Raw genomic sequence first — 17503 nt, 5'->3', positions numbered from 1 at the left:
TTTCACCTTGTATTGTGTGTCACCTAAAGCAGCAGCCATTGGCTGCTGGGGGCTCTTTTTATTATTTTGCGATTACAGCTGTGCACCCAAAGTTCCCAGCAAGTCGCCAGTGGCTCTGAAGATGCGATATTCACTAAATAGCACCTGATGCCACGCTTGCTGATAAGCAATACGGGCATCAATGTATTCGTTCTCAGTATTCAACAAATCCAGCAAAGTTCTGCGACCCAGGTCAAACTGTTGGGTATAGGAGTCTCTGGTGGACAGTGAATCTTCCATGTGGGTTTTCAACGCAGGCAGTTGTTGAGCCAACGCTTCTCTTGAAGACCAGGCCAAACGTAATTCTTCTTCTACCGCGCGACGGGCGTTGTTACGAATTTCGCGAGCTTGTTCCACCAGATACGCAAACTGTTGTTTTCTGGCCACATCAGCTTGCCCATTGAAGATGTTATAGCGCAGACGCAGCAATACTTGAGTATCGTCAATGCGACCCTCTACACCATTGATGTTGTCATTCCAGTCCCGTTGAGCTTCAATGTGAAGCGATGGCAGGAATGCACTTTTGGTTTGCTTATAGGTTGCACTAACTGCTTCGACGTCAGCTTCGGCGGTTTTTAGCAGCGGGTGATTATTAACAGCTCGGGAAACCGCTTCTTCAACGCTGCCAGACAAGGCGCTGGCGTAACTGCCAGGGGTGACCAATTCACCTTCTTCAGGAAAACGTCCAACCACACGTTGGAAATTAATGCGCGAATCCAGCAAGTTGTTGGAAGCAGTCACCAGATTAGTTTTTGCCAACGCCAGACGGCCAGAGATCTGGCTCAGATCGGCTTTACTGCCAGCACCAGAATCAAAACGCTTTTCCATACGTTGGTAAACATCTTCATGGAATGCCAGAGACTCTTTGGCCACATCCAGTATTTGCTGGCGATTGAGCACATCGATGTAGGCTTGGACGACACGCAAGGACACATCTTCGGCAACAGAGTAAGTCCGGTGCTGAGCACTTTTCAGACGGGCTTTCTGGTTGCGGTGTTCGCTTTGGGTACGAAATCCATCAAACACCAATTGACGCAGGTTTAATTGCACTTCACTGCGATCCAGCTCATTACGCGTACGCCCTGCAGGCAGTTCGCCGGTAAATGGGTTGCGACCGACAACTGGGTCTCGTTCCTGAAACCCATAAGCAGCCACCAGGTCCAGGGTTGGGTAATACCCCGCCAGCGCCTGACGCACTTCGCGATCACGGGCATCGACCTCTCTCTGCTCGGTGCGAATTTCCGGGTTGCTCTGCAGTGCGATATTAACTGCTTCCTCCAACGATAAAGTACCCGCTGAGGCCGGTACTCCCGCAATAGCGATTGCGGCGAGGGTAAAAAACGAAAGCAATGTGTGCTTTGCCATTAGTATTTCCTTGTCAAACGTGTGTCGTGTATACGCAGCGTCAGTGTGATAACGGCCATAAACCGGCTTAGCTTCACACCTTATAAGTGTTATCAGCTGCTACTTTAGTTCATTCCATTGGCTGAATTATTGTGAATTACAAAATAGTTACAATTAAAATCAGTAACTTGCACCATCTAACTCAGCCAATTTGCCAAAAAACAGAGCTACTTTCAGCATCGATTAATTCTAAAGTGTGATATTAGTCACAAAAAAAGTGTGAATCAACGCCGCTAAATAGCACTAAGGTACCATTCGGAAGAGATAAAACTAGTAATTACGACGGATTAGCGCTCGCGTAGAGCGAGTTCGCGCATCTTCAGGATAGGTTTGAGCACATAGTCCAGAACGGTTTTTTGACCGGTGAGGATATCTACATTCACCACCATTCCCGGAATAATGGGCAGCTCCTGATCACCACTGCCAATATAGGCACCTGCGGTTTTCAGTCGAACCTGATAGTAGCTCTCACCCTCTTCGTCAATAATAGTGTCAGGGCTGATATGGACAACCTCGGCATCCAACCCACCGTGAATGGAATAGTCGTAGGCAGTAAATTTAATCAACGCTGCCTGTCCGGGGTGGATAAAGGCAATATCCGACGGTCGAATGCGAGCATCAACAAGCAGCGAGTCTTCCACTGGTACGATTTCAACCAAATCCATTCCCGGTCGGATAACACCACCGATGGTTTTCACCTTCAGCTGTTTTACCATGCCTTTAACGGGAGAGCGGACGATACGCCGCAGTACTTTGTCTTCAAGGGATTGACTGCTGCCCTGCTTGAGCTGCAATTCAGCCAGCACTTCGGTTAATTCGCTGCGCGCTTTGCTGGAAAACTCCTCAGCAAAACCCGCCGCTGTTTGCTCTGCCTCAAGAATGGCCGAACGCAACTGAGGGATTTCCAGCTTTACCTTTTCCAGTTCGCCCAACTGATCATTGGTTTGTCGCTGCAAGCGTAAAAATTCCACTTGTGAGACAGCACCGTCTTCCACCAAGGGGCGGTTTAATTCAAGCTCTTCGAGCTGCAACTGGTAACTGCGAGACAAGTTATCACGAGAGGCGATTGCCGCGGACAGCTCTTGCTTTTTCTGAGCGACCTTTTGTTTTAACGCACTGGCCTTAGAACTGAATTCTCGCTGCCGAGCAAGGTAAAGCTGGCGCTGCTCAGACACAATTTCATCCGGCTTTTCACCAGACAGTTTGGCCAACTCGGCATCCAGGCTAGTGCTGTCAGCTTCCGCACGCAAGCGTGCTGCACGCATTGAGAGCTGAGTAATCTCAAGAGTCAACTCGCCAAAATCGGCCGAAAAGGTTTTATCGTCAATATTGAGCAGCGCTTCTCCAGGCTCAACCAGCTGGCCCTCTGTGACCATTAAATCGGTCAATATTCCACCTTCAAGGTTTTGCACAATCTGAATATCACTGGAAGGCACAATCTTGCCATCACCCCGGGTGAACTCGTCGATATTCGCAAACGCGGCCCAAACCACCATGATCAGTAAAAAAACTCCCGCAATCCACAGCAACAACCGACTCATCAGCGGAGACTGCTGCAACATCGCCTCTGAGGAGTACGACATGTACTTGAGGTCGACACTTTTGCTGTCATCCAGGTAACGCGAGAGCTTTTTTAAATCCACAATCAACCCTTCTTGGCGAGTTTGCCCTGCTTCAGAGCATCAAGAACTTTGTCTTTGGGGCCATCGGCAACAACCCCACCCTGATCCAGCACGATCAAGCGATCCACCAACTCCAGCATGGAGGTTTTATGGGTAGCCAGTATTAAAGTTTTACCCGCTGTATGCTCACTCAGCTGTTGGCGAATACGCTGTTCACTGCCCATATCCATAGACGCCGTGGGTTCATCCAACAGATAGATTTGCGGGTTGCGCAGCAATACCCTGGCCAAACCAATGGCTTGCCTCTGGCCGCCTGACAGGGTTTCCCCCCGTTCACCCACCGGCATTTCGTAACCCAAAGGGTGGCGATTGATAAATTCTGCAACACCGGCCCCCTCAGCTGCTGCGACTATCTCAGCATCTTCCGCGGCGGGAACTCCATAGGCGATATTATCGCGAATGGTACCGTAGAACAGGGTTACCTCCTGGGAGAGATAACCAATATTATGGCGAGTATCTGCAGGGTCCACTTGCTGCAAATCGAAGCCATCAATGGTCACCGAACCAGAGTCTGGTTCGTACAACCTGAGCAGCAGCTTGGCCAAAGAGGACTTGCCAGAACCAATGCGTCCAATCACACCTACTCGCTCTCCGGCTCGAATGCTGATGTTGATGTTACTCAGCGCGGGGATATCCTGATCTGGATAGCGAAAACTGACATTTTTAAATTGAATGTCGCCGCGCAATACCGGGCGATGTAGGTAACGTTTGTTGTGATCTCGCTCTACCGGCAGAGCCATGACTTCGTCGAGAGACTTCAGAGTAGCCTCGGCGTGATCATAGCTACTCAACAAACCAGCGATTTGCCCCAAAGGCGCCATAACCCGACCATTGAGGATCACACAGGCAATCAATCCACCCAATGACAATTCGTGGTTGGCAATCAAGTGAACACCCCACACCACCACAGCAACCATCGCCAGCTGTTGTAGGAATTGCACCACTTGCAAAACAGTGTTGGAGGTGGCCCGGGTCTGCAGCCCCCACTGGGAAACGTAGCCCACCGATTGTTCCCAATTGTGCTGAACTTTACTCTCCGCCCCCAGTGACTTAACCGTTTCCACCCCAATCAAGCCTTCCACCAAAATGGCGTTCTTGCGAGAGCTGGCACGCATGACATTTTCAATGGCTGGCCGCAGGCGCTTTTGCACCACAAAGCCGTAAAAAACCGCAATCGGGAGTATCAATAGTGGTACCGCAACCAGCCAACCCCCCAAAAACGCCATAACAATCAAAAACAGAATTAAAAACGGAATATCGATCAGGGTGAGGATGGTCGACGAAGTAATAAAATTGCGCAGACTGTCGAATTCGTGCAGCCGGTTGGCAAAAGCACCCACGGAAATGGGCCGATGCTTCATCTTCAGGTTCAACACCCGTTCGAACAGCTGGGCAGACAGAATCACATCGGAGCGTTTGGCCGCCAGCTCCACAAAATAGCTGCGCAGCCCTTTAAGTAACAGGTCAAACAGGTAAACCACAAAAATGCCAATGGTCAGGGCCCACAGGGTTTCGAAGGCATTGTTCGGCACTACCCTGTCGTACACATTCATAACAAACAGGGGTTGCGCCAACACAAACAGGTTAATCAACAACGAGGCAATTAATACATCCCGATAAATCGAGGACGAGCTTTTAATCACTCCCCAAAACCAGTGTTGTCCCGTGCTTGGGTAGATTTTGGGGGAGCGTTGGTCGAACTGCTGCATTGGGCGCAGTAAAAACAGGTGGTTGTCGTACACCTGGGCCAGCTCATCCAGTGAAAACTGCTGGTATTGTTCATCGGCGGAAACCAACACGCCGTAACCCAATTCAAGATCGAGCTCCGTCAGCACCGCTGCGCCACCGTCTTTGAGCATCAATACACTGGGCAGCGCTGCAGACTTGATGGTATCCAGGCTGCGCTCCACCAACAGCCCCGCCATGCCAGCACGGTTAGCTGCGCGCACAAACAATTGCGGGGTGAGCTTGCCATCTTCCATGGGTAAGCCAGAGGTCACTGCCGCTGCAGTGGTTGGGCGCCCTTCCAGCTTGGCTGCAATCAGCAGGCAGTCCAGCAGGCTTTGCCCGGTCGGTAAGCTCATTATTGTTATGCCTTAAATGCTTTTAATTTCAAATTGTTGCGATTCTAACCGTTGCGCTCTGCGGCAACAACAAAGGTCATGGGTGTTTAGGGCTTGTTAGCAACCCCTGATGCCCTTCAAAGTCGCAAAACTCACTTGTTTGGCGGTTGCCAGAAAGTCCGCTATATAAGGTTGCCGAATTTGTTCTTCACGAACACTGGCGTACAGCGTTCGCCACAAACCCTGCTCACCCAGTGCACACACTTTCAAAAAGTCATTGCTTACATAGTCTGACAGCGCCCAGTTGGGAAGTGCTGCAAGACCCCGGCCACTGGCCACTAACTGAGCAATCATTAGTGTTAATTCCGCTTTGCGCAGTTCCGCAGGCTCCACATTTTCTGGTGTCAGGAAGTGTTTGAAAATGTCCATTCTCTGGGGCTCAACTGGGTAAGTAATCAGTGTTTGATCACTCAACTGGTGCGGTAATACATACGTTTGATCGGCCAGTGGGTGCTCTTTAGGCAGCGCTAGTTGTACTTCGTAGCGAAACAACGGTTCGTAATGAATATTATCCGTGGGCTCAGGGTCCGAAGTCACCACCAAGTCCAGATCACCACGCAGCAGTACAGGCAGTGGTTCGAAACTGAAACCAGTGCTCAAATCCACTTCCACTTCTGGCCAGTTGTTGCGAAATTCGTTAATAGAAGGCATTAACCAATCAAAGCAACTGTGGCAATCAATCGCCATATAAAGCCGGCCTGCCCGCCCAGCAGTGATCTGCTTAAGGTCACGCTCTCCCCGTTCCATCAACGGCAGTACATCTTCAGACAATTGCAACAGTCGCTGGCCGGCGTTGGTCAGTCTCAAAGGGCGGGACTTGCGAACAAACAAGGGGGTGCCGATACGGTCTTCTACTTCCTTGAGCTGGTAGGACAATGCCGATTGGGTCAGATGAAGTCGCTCCGATGCCTCCACCAACGAACCTCCTTGGTGCAAAGCTTTAATTGTGCGCAGGTGCCTAAGGTCAATCATAAAATAAAATCATGTTTTTAAGCATTTAATTCAGTATTGCTCATATTAAAGCACTGGCAAGCCCGCCGCCAGCGCCACATACTTAACGGCTATTGGAAGTTTGAGTGCACTGTGGAAAGTATCGAATTCAACGCTACGCGTATTGAACCAGCCAGCTGGCAAGAGCACCGCCAGCTGCTGTTGAGTATTCGCGAACCCGTGTTTGTTGAAGAACAGCAAGTGCCCGTAGAAATTGAAATTGACCAACAAGACCCTGTAAGCCAACACTGGTTGGTATTCAGTGCTGAGGGGCAGGCAATAGCCACGGCACGTCTTGAGCCCAGCGGTAAAGTGGGCCGCATGGCGGTATTGAAAAACCACCGGGGCCTAGGAGTGGGCTCCAGCTTGTTGCGACGCATTATTCTCGACGCCAGTAGCAGTGGGCACAGCAAGCTCTATTTACACGCCCAAAGTCATGCCATCGACTTCTACAAGCAGTTCGATTTTTTACCCTATGGTGACGAATTTGACGAAGCCGGCATTAGCCATGTTGCCATGAACCTGGATCTCGGCCGTTACCGCCAACGCGGCAATTCCGGTACTGTACAAACAACGTTTATAGAAAATTCTACAGCCCTGGAAAGCAGCCTCAGAAAAGCCATATCTGAGGCGCGACAAACCATTCGCTGGTACTGCCAACCGTTTAATCATGACATCCTGGCCAGCGCCCAGATTGTAGAAAGTCTGCGTCACTTTTTGCAGCAATCGGATCGATGCGAATTGCACTTATTGGTGCAGGACATTGATGCCAACAACCACTCCCAGGATATGCTGTTAGGGTTGCAGCGGGCCATAGACAGCCGCTTTCAAATACGCCAGTGCGATAGCCAAGACAGTACACCAGATAGTGCACTGCTAGTCATTGTAGATGACAGCCAACTACTGCGAACCAGCGTCGGCACTAGTACCCTTCACGGAGTACAACGAAAGAATGCCTACGCAGAAGCCAGACAGCATACTGAGCGCTTTGAACAATTATGGCAGCGCTCCGTGGTTCCGGCGGAACTGCGCCGGCTGAGTATATCGGGCTAGCGTTTTACTGGTAATTGTCTTTCGGCCGCTAACTGTCTACCCTTGCCACCTTCTTAAAACACGCCATCACCATGTGCCTGACTGTTCCATTGCCCTACATTGCCGATTGCAGCCACCTGTTTCGGCACATCAATGCCATGCCCGGGGCAGTCTGGTTTGACAGTGGCAAGCCCGCCAGTGGCTATGGGCGTTACGATATTATCAGCGCAGCTCCCTCCGAAACCCTGATCGCGGATCAGGGCGCCAGCCAACTATTTATTGATGCACAAAGCCTGCTGAATCAATTGCCCCAGATTCCCGTTAAAGCTCAGAGCGTGCCGTTTGCCGGTGGGCTGGCGGGCTACTTTGGCTACGACCTGGGTAGCTCCCAGTTGAGCAAAATACCAGCTTTGCCACAAGCGGCTCAACTGCCACAGGCCAGGCTGGGTTTGTATCACTGGTCATTGGTCAGTGACCATCAACAGCAATCAACCCAGCTGACCTTTCTCGACAGTTGCAGCGTTAACGTTCGCAGCCAGGTTCAACAAATCGTGCAGCAGTGGCTGCACAAGCCACTTGAGAATGCATCCGATTTCAAGTTAAGCGGCCCTTTTCAGGCCAGCTTGACCGAGCAGCAATACCATCGAGCCATAAAACGTATTCACGACTACATTATTGCTGGCGACTGTTATCAGGTGAATTTTGCCCAGCACTTTTCAGCACAATTTCAGGGCGACCCGTACACGGCCTACCAGCAGTTGCGCAGTGCCACCCCCTCCCCCTTTAGCGCCTATATGGCCTGGCAACATCAGGGCAGACAACAAGCCATTCTCTGCGTATCACCAGAGCGGCTATTGCGGGTAAATCGCAGCGGTGAGGTGGAAACCAAACCCATAAAAGGCACCATTCGCCGAGAAAAATGCCCGGTTGCCGATTTAAGCAATGCCGACCAGCTGCTTAACAGCCACAAAGATCGGGCAGAAAATTTAATGATTGTGGATTTGCTGCGCAACGATTTGGGCAAATCCTGCACACCGGGCTCTATTCAGGTACCAAAGCTGTTTGCGCTGGAAAGTTTTGCCAATGTGCACCACCTGGTAAGCACCGTCAGCGGCCAATTATCTCCCGAAAAAAGTGCCCTGCAATTGCTGCAAGGCTGCTTCCCCGGTGGCTCGATTACCGGCGCTCCCAAACGGCGGGCTATGGAAATTATCCACGAGCTGGAAAGCTGCCAGCGTTCAGCCTATTGCGGCAGTATTGGCTACATCAGCCGTTGCGGGCGCATGGATACCAACATCGCCATTCGCACATTGGTTGCTGACGGCAATGCCCTTCATTGCTGGGGTGGGGGCGGCATCGTGGCAGACTCAAACCCTCACAGCGAGTATCAGGAATCCATGGATAAAATCGATGTGCTGATGAAAAGTCTGGAGGGAATACAGCCGTCACAGTAACGGCATGTCCACATCTTTTAATAACCGACGACGCTTCTCCATAGAATCTGTCTCCAGAATCTGTTCAACCAAATTCCGATCCAACTGCACCGCCAACAGCTCTATCAGGTGGTGATGAATTTCTCTGAGGAAGGTGTGCCGCCAAATGCCCAAATAACTGGTGCACGGATTAAACAGATGGCTGGCATCCAGCACCACCAAATCCAGGTCGGTTTTTTCCACCGCCATGGTAGCCAAGACACCCACTCCCATACCCATACGCACACAGGTTTTAATGACATCAGAATCCGCCGCCGTGCAGGTTATTTGTGCCTGAACTTTGCGATTGCACATCACCCGCTCTACTTCCCGGTGACCAGCGGAACCGTTGGCATAGGTAATCAAGGGGAAATTGGCCAAGTCGGTTATAGACAGCTGCCCAACGGAGGCTAAAGGGTGGCCTGTGGGCACCACAACGGATTGACGCCAGCGAAAGCACGGCAATAGCGCCAATTCCTGGCTTTCTACCAATTCGTTACTGGTGAGCACCATATCTGTATGGCTTTCCCGCACCAGTTCCGCCACATGATCTGGGCTGTCCTGTTGAATATGGATAGCCACGTTGGGGTAACGCTGTTGAAAGTGCTCAATAACTCGAGGCAAAACATAGCGGGCCTGCATATGGGTTACGGCCAGCTGCAAGCTGCCCTTGTTTGGATCGCTATACTCTTGAGCGACTTGGCGAATGGTATCCACATGCTTGAGAACCTCGCCGGCAATTTCGATAATTTTTTCACCGGCCGGTGTTATTTCGATCATATGGCGGCCGCGACGGGAAAATATCTCCACACCCAGTTCATTTTCCAACAACATAATGTGTTTACTGATAGCGGGTTGAGACGTGTACAGGCTTTTTGCGGTGGCCGATATATTTAACTGGTGATGAGCCACTTCCCAGATAGAACGAAACTGCTGCAATTTCATAGAGAGTTCCCCTTGCCTCTCTTACAGCATAGAAGTGAAACGGCATAAGAGCCACTTTTCTAATAGCTTTTTTGCATTAGAGCTTTGGACTTTTTAAAACGTTACCCTAGGTACATACATGAGATGGGAGTTGCTTGCTGTGACCGTGGCCAGCATGGATGCTGGCGACGAGCCCCCACGGAAGGGTTTACGGCGTGTCACAGCAAGCAACTCCCATCTCATACAAGCACAGAATACTATTCATTAGCCACACCATGAGGAACATGACCAGTGGCCACATAGGGGCTGGCGGAGTCACAGTGTTTTTGTTGGTCATCAAAGAATACATCTGCGCCATACGCTTTCAAAAAAGCGCCTTTATCCATACCACCGAGAAACAAAGATTCATCCAGGCGAATATTCCAGTGGCGCAAAGTGCGCACCACCCGTTCGTGGGCTGGTGCTGAACGCGCGGTAACCAAGGCAGTGCGAATGGGGCTATCGTCGCCGGTAAATTTACTTTGCAACCCCTGCAAGGCTTGTAAAAAAGCTTTAAACGGACCTCCCACCAAAGGGGTTTTCGCCAACGCTTTTTCGCTGTCGGTAAACGCTGGCAGCCCCTGCTGTTTGTAAATTTTTTCTGCCTCGTCAGAGAAAATAACCGCGTCACCATCAAAAGCAAAGCGCAGTTCATCGTCATTGTCGTTAGCACTGTTGGCAGATAACAAAGTAGCCGCGGCTACACCACTTTTCAGAGCATTCCGCACATCGTCGCCATGGGTGGACAGAAACAGTTGGCAACCAAATGCGGATACATAACGGTAAGGGCTCTCGCCGCCACAGAAAGCCGCACGGCTGATATTGAGCCCGTAGTGCTCAATGGAATTAAAAATTCGCAAACCAGTATCTGCGGAATTGCGCGACAACAGTATAATTTCGACCTGTGGTTCGCCGCCTAACTTTTCATTAATGCGCAGGAGTTTCTGCACCAGAGGAAACGCTTCACCTGGCTGAAGCACGTCGTCTTCGTGCTCGATCTGGTATTGCGAGTAGGCTTGCAGACCATCTGCTTCGTATACCTGATGGCTGCTCGCCAAATCGAACAACACCCGAGTTGACAGGGCAATTACTAACTTTTCATCGTTACGCTTCGGCATGATTCACTCCACAATCAAAACACTGTATATAAATACATATTTGATTGCAACGACCCAAATAACCCTAATCAGTTTTCTCGCGGTACCAAAAGGCAATCACGGCCAAACCCAACACAGAAACGCCGGCTGCCAAACTAAATGTAAAGCCGGCACCCATATGCCACACCTGACCGGCAATGATAGAACCCAAAGCACCTCCCAAGCCAAAACTTACTGCGCTGTACAGCGCCTGGCCTTTGCTCTGGTGGCCAGCACCAAACAATTTGCGTACCCCTTCAACCGCAGCGGAATGAAAAGTGCCAAAGGTAAACGCATGAAACAACTGCGCCACAAGAAGCCAGGCAATCTGCTCGGCAAGGTGGCCGATCATCAACCAGCGTATGGATGCCAGCAACAAGCTCACCACCAGTAACCACTTCACCCCAAAGCGCGGCAGCAAGCTGTGCATCAACAGAAACAACAGCACTTCGGCGACGACACCCAATGCCCACAACCAGCCAATGGTGAACGCGTCGTAGCCCAAGGCCGCCAGGTGAATGCTGAAAAAACTGTAATAAACCCCGTGGCCCAGCTGCATTAACAGCCCACCCAACAAAAAAGCCATGGCCGGGCGCGACAAAATCTGACGCCAAAAGCCTCGATTGGCGGCTTTTTTAAGCCACTGCTTATCCGCTGGAATGGCGAGGCTGCTGACTAGCGTTAATAACAGCAGTAGTGCTGTGGCGGCAGGAAGATAAGCAATGGCCTCCCCCGCCAAAAAGTGGCCAGCCAGTAATACCATCAGGATAAAACCAACCGAGCCCCACAAACGTACCAGACTGTAGCGCTCTGTCTGGCCATGCAAAAAATTCAGGGTAATGGCTTCCTGCTGGGGCAGCACCGCATTCCAGAAAAAACTGAAACCAAACAAAACTGCCATCATGGCAAAGAAGCTTAGCTCAAAAAACAGCCCCGCAAAAAACAATAGCGCCAGCAGGCACCCGAGACGCATGATGGTGAGGCGCTGCCCGGATCGATCCGCTAGCCAGGCCCACAAATTGGGAGCAATGATTTTACAAGCGGTAACGGTGCCCAACTGCCAGCCTATTTGCTCTGCAGTAAACCCCAGCCACTGGAAATACAGCGGCCAGTAAGGAGCCAAAATGCCCAAAATGGCAAAGTAAAAGAAGTAAAACGACGAAAGCCGCCAGTAAGGAACCGACGGCTTGTTCGAAGATAGCGAGCTCATTCGCTATTTTGGCGCTTGGGCGGGAATCGGTGTCCCCTCAACCTGCACATCCCCATTTTGGGCACGATGACGCAGTAGCTGGTCTATCAAAGATAGTGCCAGCATTGCTTCACAGATCGGCGCAGCCCGAATTCCCACACAGGGGTCATGTCGACCGGTGGTAATCACTTCTACCGGGTTACCGTGCACATCAATACTACGGCCTGGAATTCGCAAGCTGGAGGTTGGTTTAAATGCCACATGGACTTCGATATCCTGCCCGGAAGAAATCCCCCCTAAAATGCCACCGGCATTGTTGGATAAAAAGCCCTCTGGGGTCAGCTCATCCCGGTGCTCAGTACCCTTTTGCACCACCGAGGTAAAACCGGCGCCAATCTCTACGCCTTTGGCAGCATTAATGCTCATCATAGCGTGGGCAATATCCGCATCCAGACGATCAAAAATCGGCTCACCCAAACCAACCGGAATATTGTTGGCCACTACACTGATTCGAGCACCGACAGAATCCCCTTCTTTGATTAAGGCCTGCATATAGGCTTCCATCTCCGGCACTTTGGCCGCATCCGGGCAGAAGAACGGGTTGTTGTCTATCTCCTGCAAGTCCACGGTGTCCACAGTGATTGGCCCCAGTTGAGAGAGATAGCCTCGAATACTGATACCCCACTGCTGCTGCAAGTATTTGCGGGCAATGGCCCCTGCAGCCACACGCATAGCGGTTTCCCTGGCCGATGAGCGGCCGCCACCGCGATAATCGCGATGGCCGTATTTGTGGTGATAGGTGTAATCTGCGTGAGCCGGGCGAAACTGGTCTTTGATTTTGCCGTAATCCTTGGAGCGCTGATCGGTATTCTCAATCAGTAAGCCAATGGGCGTGCCGGTGGTTTTACCTTCGAAGACACCCGACAGAATTTTCACCTGGTCTGCTTCTCGTCGCTGAGTGGTGTAGCGGGATTGGCCGGGCTTGCGCCGCTCCAGCTCTGCCTGGATATCCTCTTCACAGAGCTCCAGCCCCGGAGGGCAGCCATCTACGATACAACCCAACGCAAGGCCGTGGCTCTCACCAAAGGTGGTCACCGTAAACAATTTGCCGTAAGTATTGCCGGACATAATGTATTCTCAGTATTCAATAAAGAGCTATTACTAGCCCAACTTTAAAAGCTGTTCCCGCTGCAGCACACAAACGCCGTGGCCACCTTGGGAGAATTCAACCCAATTAAACTCAAGTTCAGGATAAGCGGCTTCCAGTGCAGGCCATGAGTTGCCTACCTCCAATACCAGCAGCCCATCATCGCTCAAGTGTTCAGTGACTTGCGCCAACAAGCGGCGGGTAAAATCCAAGCCATCATCACCAGAGGTGAGCGCCAATGCGGGTTCGTGCTGGAACTCACTGGGCATGGAGGCAAAGTCATCCCGATCCACATAGGGCGGGTTACATACAATCAAGTCGTAACGCTCATCGGACAAGCCCGCAAACAGGTCAGATTCAACCGCTCTGACCTGGCCCTGCAGGTGATGCAGGTGAATATTCTGTTCAGCCACTTGCAGGGCATCCGCAGAAATATCACTCAAATCCACCTGAGCTTGTTCAAAAGTATGCGCACAGGCAATACCAATACAGCCACTGCCACAGCACATATCCAGAATTCTTTCTGGCGAGTTGACCAGCCAGGGAGAAAACTGCTGAGTAATCAGTTCAGCAATGGGTGAGCGAGGAATCAGAACCCGCTCATCCACCATAAATTCCAGACCGCAAAACCAGGCGGTACCGGTAATGTAAGGAACGGGAATGCGTTCGCTAATACGCCGCTCCAGCAACTGTATAACCCGCTGCCTCTCTTCAAGGGTCAAACGAGCATCCAGAACGTGCAAACCGCTGTCCTGGGGAAGAAACAAGCCGTGTAGCACCAGCGCAACCGCCTCATCCCAGGCGTTGTCGGTACCGTGGCCAAAGAACAACGCTTCTTGGGAAAAGCGGCTCGCCCCCCAGCGAATATAATCCCGTACGCTGTGCAGCTGTTCTGAAATCTCCACCTGAGCCCCAATGCTTACTTTTACAGGGGCGCCATTCTACCTGTGCGGCGGCAAAAATGCTTCAGGGTACATCTAAAAATGCGCTATTTGCCCAATAGCGGCGTTGGCTTTGTACTCGATTCCTCATGTATCACTTATACACTGCGGCTCTGCGTGCGCAGCCGCCTTGCTATTGGGTAAATATCACTATTTTTAGAAAGCACCCTTTACCTGAATAACGCTTTCACGTACCTTAGCCGCCCCAGCAAGTACCGCCCAATGGGCAGCGATATCACCATGAAAGACGCATTTGCCAACATTATTCAAAGTATCGGCGAAAACCTGGAACGGCCGGGCCTGAAAGACACACCTGAACGGGCCGCCAAAGCCTTTGAGTTTCTGACTCACGGCTACCAGCAGAGCCTGGATGAGGTTGTTAATGGTGCCCTGTTCCCCTGTGAAAGCCGGGAAATGGTGATAGTTAAGGATATCGAGCTGTATTCCCTTTGCGAGCACCACCTGTTGCCCTTTATTGGCAAATGCCACGTGGCCTATATCCCCGATGGCAAAGTGTTGGGACTTTCCAAAGTAGCTCGCATCGTGGATATGTTTTCCCGGCGCCTGCAAATTCAGGAAAATCTGGCCACCCAAATTGCCAAAACCATTGAGCAAGTCACCGGGGCTCTTGGCGTTGGCGTCATTATTGAAGCACAGCATATGTGCATGATGATGCGCGGCGTGGAAAAGCAAAACTCACTGATGAAAACATCCGCGATGCGAGGCATCTTCCGGGAAAACCAGATGACTCGCTCTGAGTTCCTGTCGCTGCTGAAATAAGCCTTTATTGGGTGGGTCTGATCCGCAGAACTTTGCCTCTGGGGCTGTCGGTTAATAAGTACAGGTAACCATCCGGCCCCTCTTGCACTTCACGAATACGTTCACCGAGTTCCGTAAAAAGCACTTCTTGCGAGGCAACCTCTCTTTTGTTCATCTCTAACCTGCGTACCGAACGCTCTTTAAGGGCGGCAATAAACAGATTATTGCGCCACGAGGCGAATTTATCTCCCCGGTAAAGGGCCATGCCGGACGGTGCAATGGATGGCACCCAATACACCAAAGGCTGTTCCATACCGGGCAGTGAAGTGTAAGGCGAGATGGTCGAGCCGTTGTAATTTACCCCATGGGTAATAGCTGGCCAGCCATAATTATTGCCAGGCAAGATATGATTCAACTCATCGCCTCCCTTGGCGCCATGTTCGTGCATATACACGATATTCGTGTCAGCATCGTACACCAGTGCCTGAGGGTTGCGATGGCCATAACTCCATATCTCCGGAAGCGCTCCGGCTTTATTAACGAATGGGTTATCTTCAGGGACAGAACCGTCACTATTGATCCGGAAAGATTTGCCAAACATATTATCCAGGGTTTGTGCTTTTTCCTGATGGCGGCCACCGTCACCCGTAGCCCCCAGCAAGGTGCCATCCGGCAACCACAACATACGCCCACCGTAATGGGCCGATGATGAGCGCCAGGCTTCAGCGGTAAAAATCACTTCTACATCCACCAGGCTGTTTCCCTGTAATTTCCCTCTGGCGATACGCAGCGTATTGGCGTTTTTATCTCCGTGGGAATAGGCCATGTAAAGCATTTTACTGTCGGCAAAATCCGTTGCCGGCAGCAAACCCAACAGTCCACCCTGCCCCCTGGCGTATATCTTCGGCAAGCCAGTCACTGGCGTTGGTAACAGCTCGCCTTCTCTGATGATGCGCAAACGCCCGGCGCGTTCGCTGACCAATACGTCATTGTTGGGCAAAAACGCGATGGCCCAAGGATGCTCTAGCCCTTTAGCCACGGTATCAACGTGATATTTAGGGGCGTCTTGCTCAACAACGGCTTTATTTTCTCCCAGAGCAACAACTGAGGTGCACGCTAACAGCACACAAACGACACATCTATAAACAATCACCATAAGCTGAACCTCGTCAACGCTTCAGGAAAAAACCATAGCTGGCAGCGCCGATTAACCCCGCTACCGCCAGCCCAATAATGCCAAAGCCACGAAATCCTGCAACCACGGCGATACCAGCAAACATATTAACCAGCCCGTTTATGGCCACCAACAGGGTACCGTTAAGCACCATCAAAACAGCTATTCTCCCGGTTGCCGAGGTTATAGCCGGGATGATGCGCAACACACCCAGTGCGCTGGCCATCGCAGCCACTGCCAATCCCAGAAAAAATGGCGCTGTAGCCATAACGTCAAAGCCGGTGGTTTGTAAGCGCATCGATAACGGGATAGATACACCCATTTGCTCTAAATCCATTAAGGTCATATGGGTTGCAGCCGCACTTGCGCACAGTTGTGTTACCACAACCGCCACGCAGAAACGGAACAATGGTTTTGTCGCAACTGTTCGAATATTCACGGCCTAAACCTCGATGTCTATTTACAAATTCTTTATTACCATCCGTAATAAAAAGTTGGGTTTTAATTAAAAAATATACTTAACTTATTGAAAAATAAACTCTTTCCTATCTTGAGGCAAAGTAATCCTCTATAATTCGCCACCTTTTTAAGGCCATATTGCCTTTCCAGCAAATGCTCCACGAGGGATTACATTCTTAATTAAAGCGAGGATTGAATCATGAGCAGATGTATCGAAAGAGTTACCCTTACGTCATTTCTTATTGCACTTTTTCTTATTCCACTCTCATCTCAAGCAGACAATCACAAAGCACCCGCCCTGGCTGAATCCTGGGTTGTCACAGTTAAAGACGGCATGCATAAAGAGTTTGAAAAAGCGTTTACCGAGCATATGAAGTTCCGCCAGAAAGCCGGGGACCCAAGAGCTTGGCAAGTGTACAACCCACATACAGGAAAGCACATGGGCAGTTACATTATTCGCTATTGCTGCTTTAACTGGGCCGACCGGGATGACTATGTTGAATGGGGTGAAAAACAAAAAATCTCTGATCACTGGGACAACAATGTCGACCAATACGTCGCTGAATACGGCCACGAGTACTCCAGCATTGATCACGAAAACGGTAACTGGGTCGAGAGCAAAAACGGCTATAAATACATTGGCGTACGTTCGTTTAAATTAAAAGCAGACGCCAACGTGCGTGACTCAGTAAAAGCCATGAGCCAATTGGCGAAAGACATCAAATGGGATCGTTCCTGGGGCTGGGCTTACTCAGTAACCGGGCCAGACATGCTTATGTTGGTATTCCCCTTTGAAAACTTTGCAGCTATGCAGCCTCCCGAAGTCAGCTTTTTGAAAGCCGCCTCCAAGCATCTGGGTTCCGAAGAAAAAGCCAAGGAAATGTTTAAACAATTCGACAGCAACTTCAAAAGCACCTACTACACCATTTATAGCCATCGTCCCGAATTATCCATGAAAAGGGAAAAGTAGCTTTATCGGTATGCTCTCTTACA

Annotated in this window: 15 protein-coding genes; 4 read left to right on the top strand and 11 right to left on the bottom strand. The window is 50.7% G+C overall.

The features are described 5' to 3' along the window. Positions 1-72 precede the first annotated feature (72 nt). From KFE80_02350 to KFE80_02335, 4 genes are all read right to left on the bottom strand, one after another. Positions 73-1404 (bottom strand): TolC family outer membrane protein, encoded by a 1332-nt coding sequence (locus KFE80_02350; GenBank protein ID UTW45773.1) that lies wholly within the window; start codon positions 1402-1404, stop codon positions 73-75. A 326-nt stretch (positions 1405-1730) separates the two neighbouring features. Further along, entirely contained in the window at positions 1731-3026 is a 1296-nt protein-coding gene (locus KFE80_02345) for an HlyD family type I secretion periplasmic adaptor subunit (GenBank protein UTW46595.1), read from the bottom strand. A gap of 62 nt (positions 3027-3088) precedes the next feature. Beyond that, positions 3089-5209 carry a type I secretion system permease/ATPase gene (locus KFE80_02340; protein ID UTW45772.1) on the bottom strand — a complete coding sequence of 707 codons (2121 nt, stop codon included), beginning with the start codon at positions 5207-5209 and terminating at the stop codon, positions 3089-3091. A 96-nt stretch (positions 5210-5305) separates the two neighbouring features. Further along, positions 5306-6220: a LysR family transcriptional regulator gene (locus KFE80_02335; protein ID UTW45771.1), complete on the bottom strand. Its 915-nt coding sequence runs from the start codon at positions 6218-6220 to the stop codon at positions 5306-5308. Between the two features lie 111 nt (positions 6221-6331). On the opposite strand from KFE80_02335, the gene KFE80_02330 reads away from it, so the two are divergent. Beyond that, positions 6332-7291 carry a GNAT family N-acetyltransferase gene (locus tag KFE80_02330; protein UTW45770.1) on the top strand — a complete coding sequence of 320 codons (960 nt, stop codon included), beginning with the start codon at positions 6332-6334 and terminating at the stop codon, positions 7289-7291. A gap of 71 nt (positions 7292-7362) precedes the next feature. Continuing rightward, positions 7363-8724 (top strand): aminodeoxychorismate synthase component I, encoded by a 1362-nt coding sequence (gene pabB / locus KFE80_02325; protein UTW45769.1) that lies wholly within the window; start codon positions 7363-7365, stop codon positions 8722-8724. On the opposite strand, the gene KFE80_02320 is transcribed toward pabB, so the two are convergent. The 5 genes from KFE80_02320 to prmB form a co-directional block, all read right to left on the bottom strand. After that, entirely contained in the window at positions 8716-9687 is a 972-nt protein-coding gene (locus tag KFE80_02320) for a LysR family transcriptional regulator (GenBank protein ID UTW45768.1), read from the bottom strand. The two genes, pabB and KFE80_02320, sit on opposite strands and share 9 nt — an antisense overlap. A 236-nt stretch (positions 9688-9923) precedes the next feature. After that, entirely contained in the window at positions 9924-10823 is a 900-nt protein-coding gene (locus tag KFE80_02315) for a 5'-nucleotidase (protein ID UTW45767.1), read from the bottom strand. A 64-nt stretch (positions 10824-10887) separates the two neighbouring features. Then, entirely contained in the window at positions 10888-12051 is a 1164-nt protein-coding gene (locus KFE80_02310) for an MFS transporter (protein ID UTW45766.1), read from the bottom strand. Positions 12052-12054: 3 nt separating this feature from the next. Beyond that, positions 12055-13158, bottom strand: coding sequence for a chorismate synthase (aroC, locus tag KFE80_02305; protein ID UTW45765.1), 1104 nt, complete (start codon positions 13156-13158; stop codon positions 12055-12057). Positions 13159-13191: 33 nt separating this feature from the next. After that, positions 13192-14094: a 50S ribosomal protein L3 N(5)-glutamine methyltransferase gene (gene prmB / locus KFE80_02300; protein ID UTW46594.1), complete on the bottom strand. Its 903-nt coding sequence runs from the start codon at positions 14092-14094 to the stop codon at positions 13192-13194. 264 nt (positions 14095-14358) lie between these two features. On the opposite strand from prmB, the gene folE reads away from it, so the two are divergent. Next, a complete protein-coding gene (gene folE / locus KFE80_02295; protein UTW46593.1) occupies positions 14359-14898 on the top strand; it encodes a GTP cyclohydrolase I FolE in 540 nt (179 codons plus the stop codon). 4 nt (positions 14899-14902) lie between these two features. On the opposite strand, the gene KFE80_02290 is transcribed toward folE, so the two are convergent. Further along, a complete protein-coding gene (locus tag KFE80_02290; GenBank protein ID UTW45764.1) occupies positions 14903-16033 on the bottom strand; it encodes a PQQ-dependent sugar dehydrogenase in 1131 nt (376 codons plus the stop codon). 13 nt (positions 16034-16046) lie between these two features. Continuing rightward, complete coding sequence (locus tag KFE80_02285) at positions 16047-16490, bottom strand: hypothetical protein (protein ID UTW45763.1); 444 nt, start codon at positions 16488-16490, stop codon at positions 16047-16049. 219 nt (positions 16491-16709) lie between these two features. Between KFE80_02285 and KFE80_02280 the strand changes: the two genes are divergently transcribed. After that, the gene (locus tag KFE80_02280; GenBank protein UTW45762.1) at positions 16710-17480 is read left to right on the top strand and encodes a hypothetical protein; all 771 of its coding nucleotides are present in this window, start codon (positions 16710-16712) and stop codon (positions 17478-17480) included. Positions 17481-17503 lie beyond the last annotated feature (23 nt).

The sequence above is a fragment of the bacterium SCSIO 12696 genome, from assembly GCA_024397955.1.
Lineage (GTDB): Bacteria > Pseudomonadota > Gammaproteobacteria > Pseudomonadales > Porticoccaceae > SCSIO-12696.
The sequence above is the reverse complement of the archived record's forward strand: the minus strand, read 5'-3'. Positions and strand labels throughout refer to the sequence as shown.